Origin of the sequence: Solimonas aquatica, from assembly GCF_900111015.1 — a bacterium.
Lineage (GTDB): Bacteria > Pseudomonadota > Gammaproteobacteria > Nevskiales > Nevskiaceae > Solimonas > Solimonas aquatica.
Map to the genome: position 1 here is coordinate 14,146 of NZ_FOFS01000018.1, position 17,549 is coordinate 31,694.

The window sequence follows — 17,549 nt, forward strand, 5'->3', positions numbered from 1 at the left end:
GCGACTCAGTTCTCCGGCAACGGAATGAACTCCGTCTCCCCCGGCACCCTCGCAAAACGCTGCGCTTTCCAATCGTCCTTGGCTTGTTCAATCCGTTCGGGCCGGCTGGAGACGAGGTTCCACCAGATCTTGCGGGGCGCATCCAGTGGCGCGCCGCCCAGCAGCATCAGATGTGTGTCGCGCAGCGCCTGCACGCTTACCACGCCGGGCGCGAATACCGGCAGCGCGCCTTCGCTGAAACGCTGGTCTTCGATCTGCACTTCGCCGTCCACCACATACAGCGCGCGCTCGGCGTGTTCCTCGGGCAGCGCCAGTGTGGCGCCGGCGGTGAGCTGTACTTCCACATAGAGCGTGGGCGTGGCCACCGCCACGGGGGAACGCAGGCCGTAGGCCTCGCCGGCAATCACGCAGAGCTTCGTGCCGTCCTGTTCACGACGCGGCAGGCTGGCGGCGGGGTGATGTGCAAACGCAGGCGCGCATTCTTCCAACTCGCGCGGCAGCGCCACCCAGGACTGGATGCCGTGCAGCGCGGCGCCGCTGGCGCGGTCGTCTTGCGGGCTGCGCTCGGAATGGACGATGCCGGCGCCGGCAGTCATCCAGTTCACATCGCCCGGTGAAATGGTCTGCACCGTGCCCAGCGAGTCGCGATGTTCAAAACGGCCCTGGAACAGATAGGTGACGGTGGCAAGCCCGATGTGCGGATGCGGGCGCACGTCCAGGCCCTGGCCCGGCGGCAGGCGCAGCGGTCCCATGTGGTCGAAGAAGATGAAGGGACCGACATTGAGTCGGTGGCCGATGGGCAGTACGCGGCGCACGGTGAAGCCGCCCAGATCACGCGGGCGGCCCTGCAGGACATCGAGAATGCGGCTCATGAGGGCACCATTTGGAAGGCTGCCCCGAGCTTAATCCGTGGCTTTAGCGAATGCTCGGCCGCGGCGGTGGCGGCGGCAGTTCCGGCACGTGCAGCGGCACCACGATCATGCTGCGCCCTTCGGCGGCCAGCTTCTGCTGCACGGCCAGCGGCATCTGGTTGTGCAGCCAGCGCGTGGCCAGGGTCTCGTGGCCGAACACCAGCTTGCTGGCGAACACCGTGCACTTGGGGAAGTCCACGAACACCTGCGGCAGCAGGGCCATCAGCTCGCCCAGGGGGTCGCCGCCGTAACCCTGATAGGTCTTGGTGGCCAGGCCGCGGCTGGCGCAGAAGCTGGTGAAGTAGTTGAGCGAGTTTTCGATGCGCGCGCGCAGGCTCTTGAGCGTGCGCTCGCTGTTGAAGGCTTCCTTGTCCACCTCGCCCACGGACACGAAGGCGAAATTGCCGAAGCGGCCGGGGAAGTTGTCCAGCACCCAGCGCAGGGCCTGCATGCCGGCGCCGCGGCTGTTGCCGACCAGCAGCACGGCGGTTTCCAGTTCAGGACGCGCGGGCAGGGCCTTGAGTTCCTCGTCCCAGTCGGGCTTGACCGCGTAGACCTGATCGACGCGCTGCATCTGCCGGTGCACGCCTTCGTAGTGACGGTGAATCAACAGGCAGATGCCGGCCACGCCGCTGGTGATCAGCACCGTCACCCAGCCGCCGAGCATGAATTTCTCGAACAGGATCACCATCAGGATCGACACGCAGACCACGAAGCCGACCAGGGCGACGAAGAATTTCAGCTTCCAGTCCAGGCGGAAGCGGCGCTGTTCCCACCAGTGGCCGGTGAGGCCGAACAGCGACAGTGAAAAAGTGAGGAAGACGTTGATCGAGTACAGCACCACCAGCACACCGACCTGACCGCGCGTGAGCAGCAGCACCGCCAGCGCGGCGAGGCCCATCACCAGCACGCCGTTCTGGGTGACCATGCGGCTGGACAGCTGGCGGAACTGGCGCGGCACCCAGCGATCCGCCGCCATCGCCGCCAGCACCGACGGTCCGCCGAGAAAGCCGGTGTTGGCCGCCACCAGCAGCAGGCCCGCTTCCAGCAGCAGCACCACCCACAGCGCGGTGCCGGCGCTCTCGGCCGACCAGGGCAGGCTTTCCAGAATTGCGCGGAAGGTCACCGCATTGAGCGTCTGCCCCGGCGTGTGCTGCGCGTTCCAGAGCAGGTAGAGCAGGATGATGCCGCCGGCGGTGAAGGCCAGGGACAGGGCCATGTAGGCCATGGTCCAGTGCCCGGTGCGCACGCGCGGTTCGGCCAGCATATTGATGTTGTTGGAGACCGCCTCGATGCCGGTGTAAGTACCGGCGCCCACCGAGTAGGCACGCAGGAACAGCGCCACGGTGAACATCCAGCCGGACTCCTGCGAAAGCCGGGCCGTCTCCGCCCAGGTGTCGTCGGCCAGGGTCAGCAGGCCCTCGGAGTGGAACTGGATGCCGTAGACGATGAGAAAGACATGGGTGAGGAAGAAGCCGAGGAAGATCGGTGCCAGCACCATGATCGATTCCTTCATGCCGCGCAGATTCAGCACGATCAGCAGGATGATCACCCCGATTTCGGTGATGAGCTTGTAGCTGAGCGCCTCGCTGGACAGCAGGCTGAACAGCGCGTCCATGCCGCTGGCCACCGAGATGGCGATGGTCAGCACATAGTCCACGATCAGCGCCGACCCCGAGATCAGGCCGGCGCGCGGGCCGATCAGCTGGGTGGCGGCCTTGTAACCGCCGCCGCCGGAGGGGAACAGCTCGATCACCTGGTTGTAGGCGAGCGAAATGATGAACACCGTCAGCGCCGTGGCCACCGCCAGGAACAGGGCGATGTGGCGGTATTCCCCCAGGGCCAGGAACGCCTCCTCGGGGCCGTAGCAGGAGGAGGACAGGCCGTCCGCACCCAGGCCGATCCAGGCCAGGAAGGCCACCAGCACGATGTGCTGGCGGGTCTTGGGATCGAAAGGGTCCAGCTTCTTGCCGAGAATCAGGCGCCAAAAACTCTGTGCGGCGCTCATGCGCGGTATATGAATAGAACGTGAAGGCTCCGATTCTAGGCCCTTCACCCACCGCCGCGCACTAGTCCGGCGGGTGGCCGGGCGGGGGCTGGCGGTTTTTTGCCCTATCGCGGTCATCGGCGGGCGCGTACAATCACGCGCTTTTGCACGTCCAGTGCAAGATGTCGGTACCTCCTGTACAAGATCCGGCCGTCCATGGCCGGGACTTTCAATTTTGGTTTTCTTGATCGGTATTTCTTGTGATTCAGAATCTTCGCAACATCGCCATCATCGCGCACGTCGACCACGGCAAGACCACGCTGGTAGACAAGCTGCTGCGCCAGTCGCATACCCTGGATGCCCGTGAGCAGCTCGGCGAGCGCATCATGGACTCCAATGACCTGGAGCGTGAGCGCGGCATCACCATCCTGGCCAAGAACACCGCGATCCGCTGGACCGACAAGCGTACCGACATCGAGTACCGCATCAACATCGTCGACACCCCGGGACACGCCGACTTCGGCGGCGAGGTGGAGCGCGTGCTGTCGATGGTCGATTCCGTGCTGCTGCTGGTGGACTCGGTGGACGGCCCCATGCCGCAGACCCGCTTCGTCACGCAGAAAGCCTTCAACATGGGCCTGAAGCCCATCGTCGTGCTCAACAAGATCGACCGCCCCGGCGCGCGCCCGGACTGGGTGGTGGATCAGGTCTTCGAACTCTTCGACCGCCTCGGCGCCACCGATGAGCAGCTGGACTTCCCCTTCATCTACGCCTCGGGCCTCAACGGCTATGCCGGCCATTCGGCCGACACCCGCGAAGGGGACATGACGCCGCTGTTCGAGACCATCGTCGACAAGGTGCCGGCGCCCAATGTCGATACCGACGGTCCGTTCCAGATGCAGATCACCTCGCTGGCGCACTCGACCTACGTCGGCATCATCGGCACCGGCCGCGTGAAGCGCGGCAAGATCAGGACCAACACCCCGGTGGCGGTGGTCAACCGCGACGGCGCCGTGCGTCAGGGCCGCGTGCTGCAGGTGCTGGGCTTCATGGGCCTGGACAAGGTGGAAGTGCCCGAAGCGCAGGCCGGCGACATCATCGCCATCACCGGCATCGAAGAACTCGGCATCTCGGAAACCATCTGCGATCCGAAGGCGCCGGAGCAGCTGCCCACGCTGCAGGTCGACGAACCGACCATGAGCATGATCTTCGAGGTGAACAAGTCACCGTTCGCCGGCAAGGAAGGCAAGTTCGTGACCTCGCGCCAGATCGGCGATCGTCTGCAGCGCGAGCTGCGCACGAATGTGGCGCTGCGCGTGGAGCCGGGCGAGTCGCCCGACCAGTTCCGCGTCTCCGGTCGCGGCCTGCTGCACCTGGGCATCCTGCTGGAAAACATGCGCCGCGAAGGTTTTGAAGTGGCGGTGGCGCGTCCGCAGGTCATCACCAAGGAAGTCGATGGTGAAATCCTGGAGCCTTACGAATCGCTGGTCGCCGACGTGGAAGAGCAGCACCAGGGCGGCACCATCCAGGGCCTGGCCGAACGCGGCGGCAAGATGCAGAACATGGTCCCGGACGGCAAGGGTCGCGTGCGTCTGGAATACATCGTGCCCTCGCGCGGCCTGATCGGCTTCCAGACCCAGTTCATGACCATGACCTCGGGCACCGGCCTGCTGTTCCATAACTTCGACCATTTCGGCCCCAAGACCGAATCCACCGACATCGGCCAGCGCCACAACGGCGTGATGATCTCCAACGATCAGGGCAAGGTGCCGGCGTACGCGCTGTTCAACCTGCAGGAGCGCGGCAAGATGATCTCCTCGCCGGGCGACGAGGTGTACGAAGGCCAGATCGTCGGCATCCACTCGCGCGACAACGACCTCGTGGTCAATGTGCTGCGCGAGAAGAAGCTCACCAACATGCGCGCCTCGGGCTCGGATGAAAACGTGATCCTGACGCCGCCGGTGAAGTTCTCGCTGGAGCAGGCCCTGGAATTCATCAACGACGACGAGCTGGTGGAACTGACCCCGCAGTCGATCCGCGTGCGCAAGAAGTTCCTGAAGGAACACGAGCGCAAGCGTGCAGACAAGGGTGACTGAAGGCCGTCCATGGCGGGACCGTCTGCGGTGAGCCTCGCCTGCCCGGCCATCCTTGGCCGGGCGTTCGCCGGGACGAACTGCCATTCAAGGCAGTTCGTCTGGCTCCGGCTCACCATGAGCGCAAGCGCGCGGACAAGGGTGACTGAGCTGCGTTTGGGTTGAGGGCTTGTTTCCCCCTCTCCCCCGGCCCCTCTCCCGCACGGGGAGAGGGGAGCCGGCTTGCTCCGCAATGAAAGGTGCGATGCTGACGCAAGGCCAGAGCCCTTCTCCCCTTGCGGGAGAGGGGGCGTCTCAATCACTCGCTGCACGCGGCACCTGAGCGCGACGCAGCGGCAAGGCGGCAAGCAGCGACGACGATACGAAAATCCATGCCCCCGCTGCTCTCCGCTTACCTGCAAGGCTTCGCACTCTCCGGTGGCCTGATCGTCGCCATCGGCGCACAGAACGCCTTCGTGCTGCGCCAGGGCCTGCGCCGCGAGCATGTGCTGCTGATCGCCACGCTGTGTTTCGTCTCCGATGCCCTGCTCATCGCCCTGGGCTGCGCCGGCTTCGGCAGTCTGGTGCAGTCGCTGCCACGCCTGGTCACGGCGGTGCGTTACATCGGCGCTGCGTTTCTGATCGTCTACGGCCTGCGCAGCGCGCGCGCCGCGCTGCGGCCCGGCGCGCTGGAGGCGCAGAGCGGCGGTGGTCTCAGTCGCAGGCAGGCCCTGCTCACGGTGCTGGCGCTCACCTGGCTCAATCCGCATGTGTATCTGGACACCGTGCTGCTGGTCGGCGGCCTCGCGGGACGCTATCCCGCCGAGCCGCGCGCGGCCTTTGCGCTGGGCGCGGCCAGCGTCTCGGCGCTGTGGTTCTATGGCCTGGGCTTTGGCGCGGCCTATCTGGCGCCGCTGTTCCGCAAGCCGGCCACCTGGCGGGCGCTTGATATGCTGATCGCCCTCACCATGTTTGCGATTGCGCTGTCGCTGCTGCGCGGCGCCTGAATTTTCCGGAAACCCTCATGAGCCTGTTCACGCCTCTGAAGCTGCGCGACCTCACCCTGCGCAACCGCATCGCCGTTTCGCCCATGTGCCAGTACTCGGCGCAGGACGGCGAGCCGAACCAGTGGCATCTGGTGCATCTGGGCAGCCGCGCCGTGGGCGGCGCCGGGCTGGTGATGGCCGAGGCCAGCGCGGTGCAGCCGTCCGGGCGCATCTCGCCCGCCGACACCGGTTTGTGGAACGAGGCGCAGGCGCAGGCCTGGGCGCCGATTGCGCAGTTCATCCGCGAGAACGGTGCGGTGCCGGCCATCCAGCTCGCGCATGCCGGGCGCAAGGCCAGCATCGCCGCGCCCTGGAACGGCGGTCGCAATGTGCCGGACGAGCAGGGTGGCTGGCCGGTGTGCGCGCCCTCGGCGCTGGCCTTCGACGAGCACAGCCGCGTGCCGCAGGCGCTGAGCCTGAGCCAGATCGATGCGCTGGTGGCCGACTTCGCCGCCGCCGCCAAACGTGCGCTGGATGCGGGTTTCGAGCTGATCGAGCTGCACGCTGCGCATGGTTATCTGCTGCATGAGTTTCTCTCGCCGCTGTCCAACCAGCGCGAGGATGCGTACGGCGGCAGCTTTGAAAACCGCATCCGCCTCGTGCTGCGCATCGTCGCGGCGCTGCGCGCGGTCTGGCCGGAGCGTCTGCCGCTGCTGCTGCGCATCTCCGCCACCGACTGGGCGCCGGAGGGGCTGCAGGGCTGGGATCTGGAACAGAGCTGCGCGCTGGCCGAGGCGCTGCGCGGCAGCGGCGTGGACCTGATCGACGTCTCCAGCGGCGGCACGCTGGCGCGCACGCCGATTCCGGTGGGGCCGGGCTTCCAGACGCCGTTTGCCGCCGAGATCCGCCGGCGCAGCGGCATCGCCACCAGCGCGGTGGGCATGATCACCGCGCCCGAGCAGGCCGATCACATCATCCGCAGCGGGCAGGCCGATCTGGTGATGCTGGCGCGCGAGATGCTGCGTGACCCCTACTGGCCGCGTCGCGCCGCCGCGGCGCTGGGCGTGAAGATCGAGGTGCCGCCGCAGTATCAGCGCAGCTGGTGAGCGCGCTTCAAGCGCCGAGCACCCAGGCGTTCTTGAACTCGGCCTTGCGCTGCAGCCGCCGCAGCGCCTCGTCGGCGGCGGCGCGGCTCGGATATTCCCCGGCCAGCACGCGGTAATAGACCTGATTCACGCCCGGGGCCTGCAGCAGGCGCAGCTTGAAGCCGCGCGCGCGCCAGCGCGTCAGGGCCTGTTGTGCCAGCGCCTTGTCGTTGAAGCTGCCCAGCACCAGGGACCAGCGCGTCGGCGTCGCCGCCTGCGGTGGGGCCGGCGCCGGCGTGAGCGCCGCAGGTGCGGCGGGCGCCGGGCTGGCAATGGTTTCTTCGCTGGCTGGAGCCGGGGCTGGCTGCGGCGTGACGGGCGCCGCCGCAGGAGCCACCGGCGCCGGGGCCGGTGCGGCAGGTATGGGCGGCGGCACGACAGGGGGCGTCGTCGCCACTGCGGGCGGTGTGCTCCTGGCGGTGGTGCCGGGCTGGGTCAGCGCCTGACGCGCCGCGTACTGTGCTTCGCGGTCGTCGCTGAAACTGGTGCGCAGCGTATCCAGCGCCAGACCCTGGCGACGGCCGGGGCCCAGGTGCTCGCCGCCTTGCTCGTACCAGCGCAGGCATTCGCCGGGACGGTCCAGGCGGTCATGGCCGCTGGGCGTGTCCACTTCCACGGCGCCGGCCAGCGCGCAGACCTCGTCGCCGTCCGGGCCCGACTGCAGCCAGGCATTGCCGCCGTAGATGCGCATCGACAGCAGCGGCAGCTGCAGGCGCACATCCGCCGGCGCGGCCTGTTCCAGCTTGCGCGCGTCCACCAGCAGCGCGCCGCTCTTGAGCTGCAGGCGCAGCAGCGCCGAGCGCGCCGGCGCTTCGCCGGGCTGCAGATCCTGCACCAGCAGCTCGCTGTCGCCGCCCAGCACCAGATGCCCGCCGCCGTTGACCACCAGCGCGAGCCGGCCTTCGAGATCGTTGCGCAGCAGGGTCTTCACCGGGATGGGGCTGTGCTCGGACAGCGGCAGCGCGATCTGCTGCGCGCTCACCGCCAGCACATTGCCTTCACTGCGTTGCACGCTGAGGATCGCGGCAGGTTCGGCGGCCGCAGCTGTCACGCCTGCCATCGCCAGGGAAAGGCCCGCCACCATCCGCCGCATGCGCCAAGCTCCGTTTTGCACGAAAGCGGGAGGTTAGCACTGCGCCGCGCTCGCGCGCTCTGCTAGCATGGCGCCCGCGAATTTCCCCTGCGTTTTTCTCATGCCCGAAGACCCCCAGCTGGCCGGCGCGAGCCGTGCCGCCACGCGATGAGCGGCATCGTCGTCGTTGATGACCGCAATGACTGGCCGGTGCTGATTCCCGGCATCGAGGTCGTCACCGCCTGGGATTACCTCACGCACGAGCTGCACACGCGTGCCCGCAAGCTGCGGGTCTACAACCTGTGCCGCTCCTTCGGCTATCAGACCACCGGCTATTACGTGTCGCTGCTGGCCGGTGCGCGCGGCCACAAGCCGCTGCCGGAAATCACCACCATCCAGGACCTGAAGCTGGCCGAGTCGCCGCGCTTCCTGAACGACGAGATCGAGGAGCTGATTCAGCGCTCGCTCTCGCCCATCGGCTCTTCGGAATACCTGCTCAACGTCTACTTCGGTGAATCGCTGGCCAAGCGCCACGAGCGTCTGGCGCGGGCGCTGTTCAATCTGTTTCCCGCGCCGCTGCTGCAGGCGCGCTTCGTGTACCGGGGCGATGAGTGGCGCGTGGAAACGCTGGGGCCCATCGCCCTGGGCGAGGTGCCGGGCTCGCATCTGGAATTTCTCTACGAGGCGGCGCGCGACTACTTCGCGCGCAAGCGTACGCCGCGCACGCGCCGCGACTCGGCGCGCTACGACCTGGCGATTCTGATCAACGAGGACGAGAAGGAACCGCCGTCCAATGCCCGCGCCCTGAAGGCCTTCGAAAAGGCTGCCGAGGACCTGGGCTTCGACGTCGAGTTTCTCGACAAGTCCGACTACGGCCATGTCGCCGAGTTCGACGCCCTGTTCATCCGCGAGACCACGGCGGTGAATCATCACACCTACCGCTTCGCGCGCCGCGCCGCGCGTGAGGGTCTGGTGGTGGTGGACGATCCGCTGTCGATCCTGCGCGCCGCCAACAAGGTGTTCCTCGCGCAGCTGATGGAGCGGCATCGCATTCCCCAGCCCAAGACCCTGCTGCTGCATTCACGCAATGTGAAGCAGGCGGCGCGCGAGCTGGGTTTCCCCTGCGTGCTCAAGCAGCCGGACTCGCAGTTCTCCAAGGGCGTGATCAAGGTGGACAGCGAGACCGAGCTCAAGCGCGCCGCCACCGAGATGCTGGAACGTTCGGATCTGATCATCGCGCAGTCCTACGAGCCCACCGAGTACGACTGGCGCGTGGGCGTGCTCGATGGCCAGCCGCTGTATGCCTGCCGCTACTACATGGCCAAGGATCACTGGCAGGTGGTCAAGCGCGGCGGCAATGGCGCGGTGCTGGAAGGCTCGCACGAAACCCTGGACGTGAAGGACGTGCCGGCGCAGGTGCTCAATGTCGCGGTGCAGGCCGCGCGCGCGGTGGGCGAGGGCCTGTACGGTGTGGACCTGAAACAGTTCGGCAAGCTGGTGAAGGTCATCGAGGTCAACGACAACCCCAATGTCGATTTCGGCGTCGAAGACCTGGTGCTCAAGGACACGCTGTACCAGAAGATCATGGCCTACTTCGCGCGCCGGCTGGAGCAGCGCACGCGCGAGCAGTCGCGGTGAGTCGCGCGCGTGAGGCGCAGCCCCTGAGACGCACCTTGCGGCTGCGGGCGGCGCGGCCTGCCGATGCCCTGGGCATTCTCGATCTGGAGCGGCATTTTCCTTCGGATCGCATGTCCCTGCGCAGCGTGCGCCATCTGCTGCGCAGCCCCGCTGCGCGGGTCTGGGTGGTGCAGGCGCAGGTGATCATCGCGGCGCTGATTCTGCTCACGCGGCGCAACTCGAAGGTGGCGCGCATCTATTCGGTGGTGGTGAGTCCGGCGGCGCGCGGGCAGGGCCTGGCGCAGCGTCTGGTGCGCGCCGCCGAGCGCGAGGCGCGCGCCAGCGGCTGCGAACGCATCGCACTGGAAGTGCGTGAAGACAATGCCGCCGCGCGCGGGCTGTATGCGAATCTGGGCTACACGCAGAGCGCGCTGCTGCGCGGTTATTACGACGACGGCGCCGACGGCCTGCGCCTGAGCAAGGCCTTGCGTTGAGCCCTAGCGTGCCGGCGGCGGCGCCGGCTGCTGCTCGACGCGCTCCAGCGCCGGGTCCAGGCAGGCCCAGGACGGTGCGCTGCGCGCCCAGATGTTCATCGTCGGCTTGACCGAGGAAGGATCATCCAGCGTGCCCACGCGCACCACGGTAAAACCCGGCCGGCCCGAAGAATTCGAGAACAGCTGCGAGCCGCAGGCCGGACAGAAGCGCCGGCGCATCTGGTTGCCGCTTTCGGCCGTGGCCAGATGTTCGCTGAGCGTGCCGCGGATGTGCAGCCCGGCATCCGCCACCGCCATGTTCACCGTGCCGTTGGCGGCCAGGCGCTGACAGTCGCGGCACCAGCACACGCGCACCGCCAGCGGCTCCTGATCGATCTGGTATTGCACCGCCCCGCACAGACAACGGCCGCTACGCTGGCGCATGTTTGCTTCCCGGCTGATGAGGATGCGCCATGGTAGGCGAGTCCGGCGGCAATAAAAAACGCCGCCCGGAGGCGGCGTTTGTCTGCACAGCGAAGCGCGCTTACTTGGCTTTTTCCACCGAGATCAGCTCGACTTCGAAAATCAGCGTCTGGTTGGGGCCGATCTTCACGCCGGCGCCGCGCTCGCCGTAGGCCAGGGCGGAGGGAATGTAGAGCTTGTACTTGGAGCCCGGCGTCATCAGCTGCACGCCCTCGGTCCAGCCCGGAATGACATTGCCCAGCGGGAAGGTCACCGGCTGGCCGCGATCATAGGAGCTGTCGAAGGTTTCGCCGTTGATCAGCGTGCCCTTGTAGTTGACGGTGACGTTGTCGGAAGCCTTGGGGTGATCGCCCTTGCCTTCGGTGAGCACTTCGTACTGCAGGCCCGAGGCAGTGGTCTTCACGCCCTCGCGCTTGCCGTTCTCGGCCAGGAACTTCTCGCCCTCTTCCTTGTTCTTCACAGCCTGCTCCTCGCGCTGCTTGAGCTGACGCTCCTGCATCTTGCGTGCGACCGTGGTCTTGATCTGCTCGCGGGCCTGATCGTCCAGCTTGGGCGTGGCGCCGGCGGCGGCGTCATCCAGGCCGGCCTTCAGGGCGGCGAGATCCACGTCTTCCTTCACCGGCTGCAGGGACTTGCCCAGGTCGATGCCGATGGCATAGCCGAACTTCTGCGCGTCGGTCTCCAGACCGGTCGCCGCGCCGGCGGCGGCCTTGTCTTCCTTCGTGGCGCAGGCGCTGATCAGGGCGGCGGCCGCGAGCGTGACAAGCAGAGCGCGAAACGATTTGTTCATTGGGGTTTCCGGTGAAATCTGCAGATGCAATAAAGGGGGCGTGCGGCCCCCGGTCGGGGCGGATTATGCGGCATGCTCCCCGCCTGTCGCCAGCCAAATGGTCTACGCAGACTTAACCTCGGCTGTCTGCGTTTCGGCAGGCGCCTGGGCGGCGCGGCGTCGCGACAGCAGCTGGGCGAGCATCTGACGCGTCTCGTCGGACAAAAGTTCCAGCGAGCGTTCGGCGATTCTTTCGATGCGGGCGTCCACCGCCAGCGTGCGGTCATTGCTGACCGTGACCAGGCCGATGTCGATCAGGGTGTTGAGGTAACCCTTGAACAGGGTCTTGTCGAAGAATTCCGGTGCATCGCGGCCGGTGAGGATGGCCATGCGCTCGGCCAGCAAGCGGCAATCCTCTTCGAATTTTTCGCGCTTCAGGCTGGCCTGGCTGCGACGTTCTTCGGCCAGCAACAAGGCCGTCATACAGTAGCGTTCGAGGGTTTCGCTCAGCACGCGGCCGAGCATGGCCAGCGTGGAGTATTGCGGCTGGTCGGCGTCCGGCCGGCGCAGGCGCTCGTTCTCGCGGCTGAGCAGGCCCAGGCCCAGCATCACCTGAATCCAGGCCTTGGCCACGCTCTCGATCTGGTCCGGCTCCCAGCGCAGGAAGAACTCGGTGCGCAGGAAGGGGTAGAGCGCGCGCACGCCCATGATCACGGCTTCATCGGCGAGCAGCGAGCGGGTGCGGAACAGATTGGCGATCAGCGAGGGAATCGCGAACAGGTGCTGGATGTTGTTGCGGTTGTAGGTGAGCGCCACCGCTTCGCGGCTGCTCACGCCATGCAGATCACCCCAGGGATGCGGCACGCGGGCGATGCCGCCGATGGGCGCGCTGAGCTCCACCACGTTCTGTGGCGAGGTCTCCGGGATGTAGAGATGTTCGCTGTAGGGCTCGCCCTTGAGCAGCCAGATCAGATGTCCGATCTGCTCCACCAGCTCGTCGTGCGCCACCACGCGCTGCGGCGCGGCGAGCAGGGCCACGGCCGACAGGCTCGCCGGATTGGCCACGGCGGCGGCATTGATGCGCCGGCTGTTCTCCCAGGCCAGCTGGCCGACGAAGGTCTTGAAGCCGTCGGGCATGGGGTTGTCGCGGCTGGCCACCGCCTCGCGCCACAACGGCAGATGCATGTCGGCGTAGTCGCGCAGCACGATCGGCTCGCCGAAATTCACATAGGCCTTGCCGTAGGAGCGGTTGAGAATCTTGCCGGCCTTGAGCAGGCCTTCGGCGGATTCCTTGGTCTTGGCGCCGCCGCGCAGCTCCTTGGTGTAGCTGGACACTTCCCAGACGCGGTCGTAACCGATGTAAGTGGGCACGATGGCCACCGGGCGCGCGCTCTGCCGCAAACCGGCTTCCACCACCATCGACAGCAGGCCGGTCTTGGGCGCCAGCAGGCGTCCGGTGCGGCTGCGGCCGCCTTCGGGGAAGAATTCGATGGCGTAGCCGCGCCGCATCAGCGAATCGACATAGGCGCGGAACACCGCGGTGTAGATCGCATCACCGGAGATGCTGCGGCGCAGGTAGAACGCGCCGCAGCGGCGCAGCAGGCCGCCCACCGGCCAGAAATTGAGATTGACGCCGGCGGCGATATGCGGCGAGACGATGCCGGCGTGATACAGCGAGTAGGAGACGATCAGATAGTCCGCGTGCGAGCGGTGCGAGGGCATGTAGATCAGCTCGAAGCGCTGCGCCAGTTCGCGCACGCGTTCCAGACCGCGCACATCGATGCCGGAGAACACGCGCTTGAACACCACCAGGGTCAGGAAGCGTTCCAGGAAATTGATGCTGGTGGTGGAGTAGTCGGCGGCGATCTCCTCGGCGCATTTGCGTGCGTAGGCGCGCGCCTTCTCCAGGGTCATGCCGTTCTTGCCGGCGGCGTGGTTCACCGCGTGGCGCACCTGTTCGTCCTGCAGCAGACCTTCGATCACCACGCGCCGGGCGAGCAGCGTCGGCCCCAGGGCCGCGGTGCGCGCGCGCAGGAAGTGGAAGTGCAGCACGCGGCTGAGCTTGCGGATCGAGGTGCTGGCGTCGCTGCCGCGATCCACGTACTCGCGGAACGACAGCGGCAGGCCGAAGTTGGCCAGCACATTGCGGCCGTTGAACAGCATGATGAAAAACTTGCGCACGCGGCCGGCCTGCACGCTGTCGGCGAACAGCAGCTTCCACAGGCTGGTTTCCTTGCCCGGATCGCGGCCCCAGAAGATCGACACCGGAATCAGCTGCGCATCGAAGCTCTGCGTGGCGATGCCGGTTTCGATCAGGCGCATCAGCTCGGTGGCATGCATGCGCATTTCCAGCACCGCGTCCATGTACACCACGCCGGCGCGTTCCACGGTGGGGAAGTGCGAGCCGGTGCGGCTGGGCGGCGGCAGCACCAGCTCGCGGCAGATGCGCGCCAGCACGAACAGATCCACCCAGGAGCGCTGCGCGAGGATGTAGACCACCGGCTTGGTGGGATCGATCTTGAGGTTTTCACGCAAGGGATAAGGTGCGCAGCGATAGCGCACCAGACCCGAAAATGGACGGAACAGCCACCACACCAGCGTATACAGCAGACTATTGAGCAGAGCGCGCATGCGTCTCCTTGCCGAACCCGTACTTTGCCGCAGCGCGCCGTGTACCGACGTCGCCTTGTCTCCGGCCACGCCGGGCTCTTGTTGTCGAGCCGGCAGAGTTTAACGCAGCGCTGGCGGGCTGGGCGGCAGAAGCCGCGCGCGCGAGGCAGGGCCTTTCGAGTCGCTTTTCCGCTCGGCAGAGGCGCAGGGCCGGGCCGCCGCTGCGGGCGTGGCGGCGGCCCCGCGCCTGGGTGGATTCACCGCCTCACGATCAGCGCCCGCGCCCGGCTATAGTGCCCGGCAGTCCCCCGCCCGATCGCCACCCGAGGCCTGAGCACCCGATTCTTCGCATGAGCACACAAACCTGGTTGGGGCATCCGCGCGGTCTGGCCACCTTGTTCTTCACCGAGATGTTCGAGCGCTTCACCTATTACGGGATGCGCGCGATTCTGGTGCTGTTCCTGATCGCCCCGCCCACCGGGCTCAATCCCGGCTTCGGCGTCGATCGCGAATCGGCCGGCGCCATCTACGGGCTCTATACCGGCGCGGTGTATCTGTTCTGTCTGCCCGGCGGCTGGATCGCGGATCGCCTGCTCGGTGCGCGCCGCGCCGTGTTCTACGGCGGCATGCTGATCGCCCTGGGCAATTTTCTGCTGGCGGTGCCGGCCGGAGCGGATCTCTTCTACCTGGGCCTGGCGGTGATCACCGCCGGCGTCGGTCTGCTCAAGCCGAACATCTCGGCGGTGGTGGGCGCCTTGTACGAAGACCAGCCGGCGGCGCGCCGCGATGCCGGCTTCTCGATTTTCTACATGGGCATCAACATCGGCGCCTTCCTCTCGCCCTTCATCGTCGGCACCGCCGGCGAGGGCTGGTCCTGGCGCCTGGGCTTCGCGCTCTCGGGTCTGTTCATGCTGCTGGGCGTCATCCAGTTCCGCTATACCGAGCGCTATCTGGGCGAGGCCGGACGCATCAGCGTGGCGGACCCGGCGCAGCGCGCGCGCGATCTGCGCCTGCTGGCGCTGGGCGCCGGCCTGATCGCACTGCCGCTGCTGCTCTTGTTCAGCGGTGTGCTCGCGGTGCCGGTCACGCGGCTGGCGCAGCTGGCCGGCAGCGCGATGGTGGCGCTGGCGGTGGCCTACTTCGGCTATGTGCTGATCTTTGCGCCGTTGTCGCGTGTGGAGCGCGGCCGCGTGGCGGTGATTGCGGTGTTCTTCATCTGCGCGGCGCTGTTCTGGGCCGGCTACGAACAGGCCGCCACCACGCTCAATCTGTTCACCGAGGATTACACCGACCGCTCGCTGTTCGGCAGCTACTTCCCGGCCGGCATGCATCCCACTTCCTGGTATCAGTCGGCGCAGCCGATCTACATCATCCTGTTCTCGCCCTTCTTCGCCTGGCTGTGGGTGGCGCTGGCCAAGCGCAATCTCAATCCTTCCGCGCCGGCCAAGTTCGCGCTGGGACTGCTGCAGCTGGGCCTGGGCTTTGCGGTGATGGTGGCGGCGGCGGAGCTGGTGATCAACAGCGGCGGTCGCGTCGGCCCCAGCTGGATTCTCTTCACCTATCTGCTGCAGACCACCGGCGAGCTGTGCCTGTCGCCGGTGGGTCTGTCGAACGTCACGCGCCTGTCGCCGCCGCGCTATGTGGGGCAGATGATGGGCACCTGGTTTCTGGGTTCGGCGGTGGGCAATGTCGCGGCCGGACTGATTGGTGGCGAGGTGGGTGGGGGCAGCGTCGAACAGATGCCTGCGCAGTTTCTGCACATGACGCTGGTGGGTGTCGGCGCGGGCGTGCTGATGCTGCTGGCGGTGCCGCTGCTCAGGCGTCTGAGCGCGGAACAGGCACCGGCGCGCGCCTGAACGGGGCGGGTGCGAGCCGCCGCAACAAGTCGCCGGGGGCGCTTGGGGGGGACATGAAGCGAATCATCCTGCGCACGCTGGCGCTGCTCGGCGTTGCCGGCCTGCTGGCCTGCAGCAGCAGCGGCGAGCCTGCGGCCGATGCCGGCAGCCTGAAGCTGCAGGACGCGCCCTGGCCGCAGGCGCTCAGTCTGCCGCTGGGTCTGGGCTGCGGCTGGACGCTGATTTCCGATGCCGACACCGTCAATGTCGCGTTTCCCGACAGCGCCGCGACTTACTGGGTGGCCTTGCTGCCGCTGACGGCGCAGACGCGCGTGCGCATCGACGGGCGTTTTCCCGCCGCACGCTATTCCTCGTACAACAGTTACGACGCACTGCTGCGCGCACTGGATGTGCTCACCGATGTTGCGATCACGCCGCTGCGTGCCGGCGAGAACCCGCTGCGCAATCCCGCCGCGCTGCCCGGCGCGCGCTACACCGCCTATCTGCAATACGGTGCGCCGCCGGCGACGCGCGCCAGCAATGTGCTCTACGGCGGCGAGCTGGCGGCCGGCCCGCTGCAGCTGCCCAACAATCTGGTGCCGCTGCTGTACCGCGTGTATCTGCCGGATGCCGCCTACGGCGCCGACGGTGGCGTGGGCCTGCCGCAGCTGACCATCGAATCGGCCGACGGCGCGCGTGAGCTGGCGCGTCTGCCGGACTGCGCCACGCCGCCCTTGCCGACGCTGGGCGGCCTGCTGCCGGCGCCGGGACTCAACGCCCTGTTGCTGGGCATCGATTACCCCGACAGCCTGCCGCTGCCGTTTCCCACGGCGGTGTATCCGCCGCGCATCGCGCGCTTCTACGGCCTGCCCGATTCGCTGCTGGCGATACTCGGCAACGTGATTCCCCTGCCGCTGCAGAATCTCGGCGCCGCACTGCCGCTGGGCGATGGCGGCTTTCTCAGCAATCTCGACAACGCCTATGTCACCAGCGGCTTTTCACGGCGCTATGGCCAGCTGATGCTGATGCGCCTGAAGGCGCCGGCCTGGCGCGGCATGAGCGGCGTGCCCCCGGGGCAGGAGCAGCTGCGCTACTGGTCGATCTGTCAGAACGAATTCCTCACGCAGCGCTATACCGCCTGCGTCGCCGACCAGCAGACGCACCCGGATGCACAGGGTTATGTCACCGTGGCGGTATCGGATGCTGCGGATCGTCCTGCCAATGCCAGCGCCGCGCAGCACATCGACTGGCTGCCCTGGGGGCCGTTCGTCGATGGCCTGCTGATCTATCGCCACATGCTGCCGGCAGCGGATTTTGCGCAGGCGATTCAGAGCGTCGACAAGGGCGAAAGCGTGGCGACGGTGATGGCGGACTATCAGCCGCAGCTCAGTTACTGCCGGCCCGCGATCTTTGCCGCGACGGCCGGTGATGCGGCGGCGATTTTCGATGTCTGTGCCGCCGATCAGCTGGCACATCCGCCTGCGGATCTGCCCTGATTGAGTGCAGAAGTGACTGTGATTGCAGATCGTTGTGGTGCAAAAAATAAACGACCGTTTTTGATCTTGAACGAGCGCCGCGCCGCGTGAATT

General features: G+C 67.0%; 13 protein-coding genes. 7 read left to right on the forward strand and 6 right to left on the reverse strand.

What is annotated here, in order from left to right:
- Nucleotides 1-5 precede the first annotated feature (5 nt).
- Together BMY12_RS18645 and BMY12_RS18650 are read right to left on the reverse strand one after the other, a co-directional pair.
- Nucleotides 6-872 (reverse strand): pirin family protein, encoded by an 867-nt coding sequence (locus BMY12_RS18645; protein WP_093289408.1) that lies wholly within the window; start codon nucleotides 870-872, stop codon nucleotides 6-8.
- 43 nt (nucleotides 873-915) lie between these two features.
- On the reverse strand, nucleotides 916-2,919 hold the full coding sequence (locus tag BMY12_RS18650; protein ID WP_093289410.1) for an amino acid permease: 2,004 nt from the start codon (nucleotides 2,917-2,919) through the stop codon (nucleotides 916-918).
- A 239-nt stretch (nucleotides 2,920-3,158) separates the two neighbouring features.
- On the opposite strand from BMY12_RS18650, the gene typA reads away from it, so the two are divergent.
- From typA to BMY12_RS18665, 3 genes are all read left to right on the forward strand, one after another.
- Complete coding sequence (gene typA, locus BMY12_RS18655) at nucleotides 3,159-4,994, forward strand: translational GTPase TypA (RefSeq protein ID WP_093289411.1); 1,836 nt, start codon at nucleotides 3,159-3,161, stop codon at nucleotides 4,992-4,994.
- Between the two features lie 368 nt (nucleotides 4,995-5,362).
- Complete coding sequence (locus BMY12_RS18660) at nucleotides 5,363-5,977, forward strand: LysE/ArgO family amino acid transporter (protein WP_093289413.1); 615 nt, start codon at nucleotides 5,363-5,365, stop codon at nucleotides 5,975-5,977.
- A gap of 17 nt (nucleotides 5,978-5,994) precedes the next feature.
- A complete protein-coding gene (locus tag BMY12_RS18665) occupies nucleotides 5,995-7,062 on the forward strand; it encodes an NADH:flavin oxidoreductase/NADH oxidase (protein ID WP_093289414.1) in 1,068 nt (355 codons plus the stop codon).
- Between the two features lie 7 nt (nucleotides 7,063-7,069).
- Here BMY12_RS18665 and BMY12_RS18670 read toward each other — a convergent pair whose 3' ends face one another.
- Nucleotides 7,070-8,194, reverse strand: coding sequence for an SPOR domain-containing protein (locus BMY12_RS18670; protein ID WP_143069009.1), 1,125 nt, complete (start codon nucleotides 8,192-8,194; stop codon nucleotides 7,070-7,072).
- A 147-nt stretch (nucleotides 8,195-8,341) separates the two neighbouring features.
- Between BMY12_RS18670 and BMY12_RS18675 the strand changes: the two genes are divergently transcribed.
- Nucleotides 8,342-9,811, forward strand: coding sequence for a RimK family ATP-grasp domain-containing protein (locus BMY12_RS18675; protein WP_093289417.1), 1,470 nt, complete (start codon nucleotides 8,342-8,344; stop codon nucleotides 9,809-9,811).
- Nucleotides 9,808-10,284, forward strand: coding sequence for a GNAT family N-acetyltransferase (locus BMY12_RS18680; RefSeq protein ID WP_245732625.1), 477 nt, complete (start codon nucleotides 9,808-9,810; stop codon nucleotides 10,282-10,284). Before BMY12_RS18675 ends, BMY12_RS18680 begins: the two co-directional genes overlap by 4 nt.
- 3 nt (nucleotides 10,285-10,287) lie before the next feature.
- On the opposite strand, the gene BMY12_RS18685 is transcribed toward BMY12_RS18680, so the two are convergent.
- The 3 genes from BMY12_RS18685 to plsB all read right to left on the reverse strand — a co-directional run bounded on the left by BMY12_RS18685 (nucleotide 10,288) and on the right by plsB (nucleotide 14,146).
- Nucleotides 10,288-10,707: a GFA family protein gene (locus BMY12_RS18685; protein WP_093289418.1), complete on the reverse strand. Its 420-nt coding sequence runs from the start codon at nucleotides 10,705-10,707 to the stop codon at nucleotides 10,288-10,290.
- 100 nt (nucleotides 10,708-10,807) lie between these two features.
- On the reverse strand, nucleotides 10,808-11,536 hold the full coding sequence (gene bamJ / locus BMY12_RS18690) for a BamJ family beta-barrel-assembly machinery protein (protein ID WP_093289420.1): 729 nt from the start codon (nucleotides 11,534-11,536) through the stop codon (nucleotides 10,808-10,810).
- Nucleotides 11,537-11,638: 102 nt separating this feature from the next.
- Entirely contained in the window at nucleotides 11,639-14,146 is a 2,508-nt protein-coding gene (plsB, locus tag BMY12_RS18695; protein WP_093289422.1) for a glycerol-3-phosphate 1-O-acyltransferase PlsB, read from the reverse strand.
- Between the two features lie 329 nt (nucleotides 14,147-14,475).
- Between plsB and BMY12_RS18700 the strand changes: the two genes are divergently transcribed.
- The gene (locus BMY12_RS18700; protein WP_093289423.1) at nucleotides 14,476-15,981 is read left to right on the forward strand and encodes a peptide MFS transporter; all 1,506 of its coding nucleotides are present in this window, start codon (nucleotides 14,476-14,478) and stop codon (nucleotides 15,979-15,981) included.
- Between the two features lie 53 nt (nucleotides 15,982-16,034).
- Nucleotides 16,035-17,456, forward strand: coding sequence for a hypothetical protein (locus BMY12_RS18705; RefSeq protein WP_093289425.1), 1,422 nt, complete (start codon nucleotides 16,035-16,037; stop codon nucleotides 17,454-17,456).
- Nucleotides 17,457-17,549: the final 93 nt, after the last annotated feature.

Bases quoted from the DNA above. Each gene is read 5' to 3' on its own strand.
- BMY12_RS18660 (WP_093289413.1), top strand. From the start codon at position 5,363: ATGCCCCCGCTGCTCTCCGCTTACCTGCAAGGCTTCGCACTCTCCGGT.
- BMY12_RS18645 (WP_093289408.1), bottom strand. From the start codon at position 872: ATGAGCCGCATTCTCGATGTCCTGCAGGGCCGCCCGCGTGATCTGGGC.
- plsB (WP_093289422.1), bottom strand. From the start codon at position 14,146: ATGCGCGCTCTGCTCAATAGTCTGCTGTATACGCTGGTGTGGTGGCTG.
- BMY12_RS18670 (WP_143069009.1), bottom strand. From the start codon at position 8,194: ATGCGGCGGATGGTGGCGGGCCTTTCCCTGGCGATGGCAGGCGTGACA.
- BMY12_RS18650 (WP_093289410.1), bottom strand. From the start codon at position 2,919: ATGAGCGCCGCACAGAGTTTTTGGCGCCTGATTCTCGGCAAGAAGCTG.
- BMY12_RS18675 (WP_093289417.1), top strand. From the start codon at position 8,342: ATGAGCGGCATCGTCGTCGTTGATGACCGCAATGACTGGCCGGTGCTG.
- BMY12_RS18700 (WP_093289423.1), top strand. From the start codon at position 14,476: ATGAGCACACAAACCTGGTTGGGGCATCCGCGCGGTCTGGCCACCTTG.
- bamJ (WP_093289420.1), bottom strand. From the start codon at position 11,536: ATGAACAAATCGTTTCGCGCTCTGCTTGTCACGCTCGCGGCCGCCGCC.
- BMY12_RS18665 (WP_093289414.1), top strand. From the start codon at position 5,995: ATGAGCCTGTTCACGCCTCTGAAGCTGCGCGACCTCACCCTGCGCAAC.
- BMY12_RS18685 (WP_093289418.1), bottom strand. From the start codon at position 10,707: ATGCGCCAGCGTAGCGGCCGTTGTCTGTGCGGGGCGGTGCAATACCAG.
- BMY12_RS18705 (WP_093289425.1), top strand. From the start codon at position 16,035: ATGAAGCGAATCATCCTGCGCACGCTGGCGCTGCTCGGCGTTGCCGGC.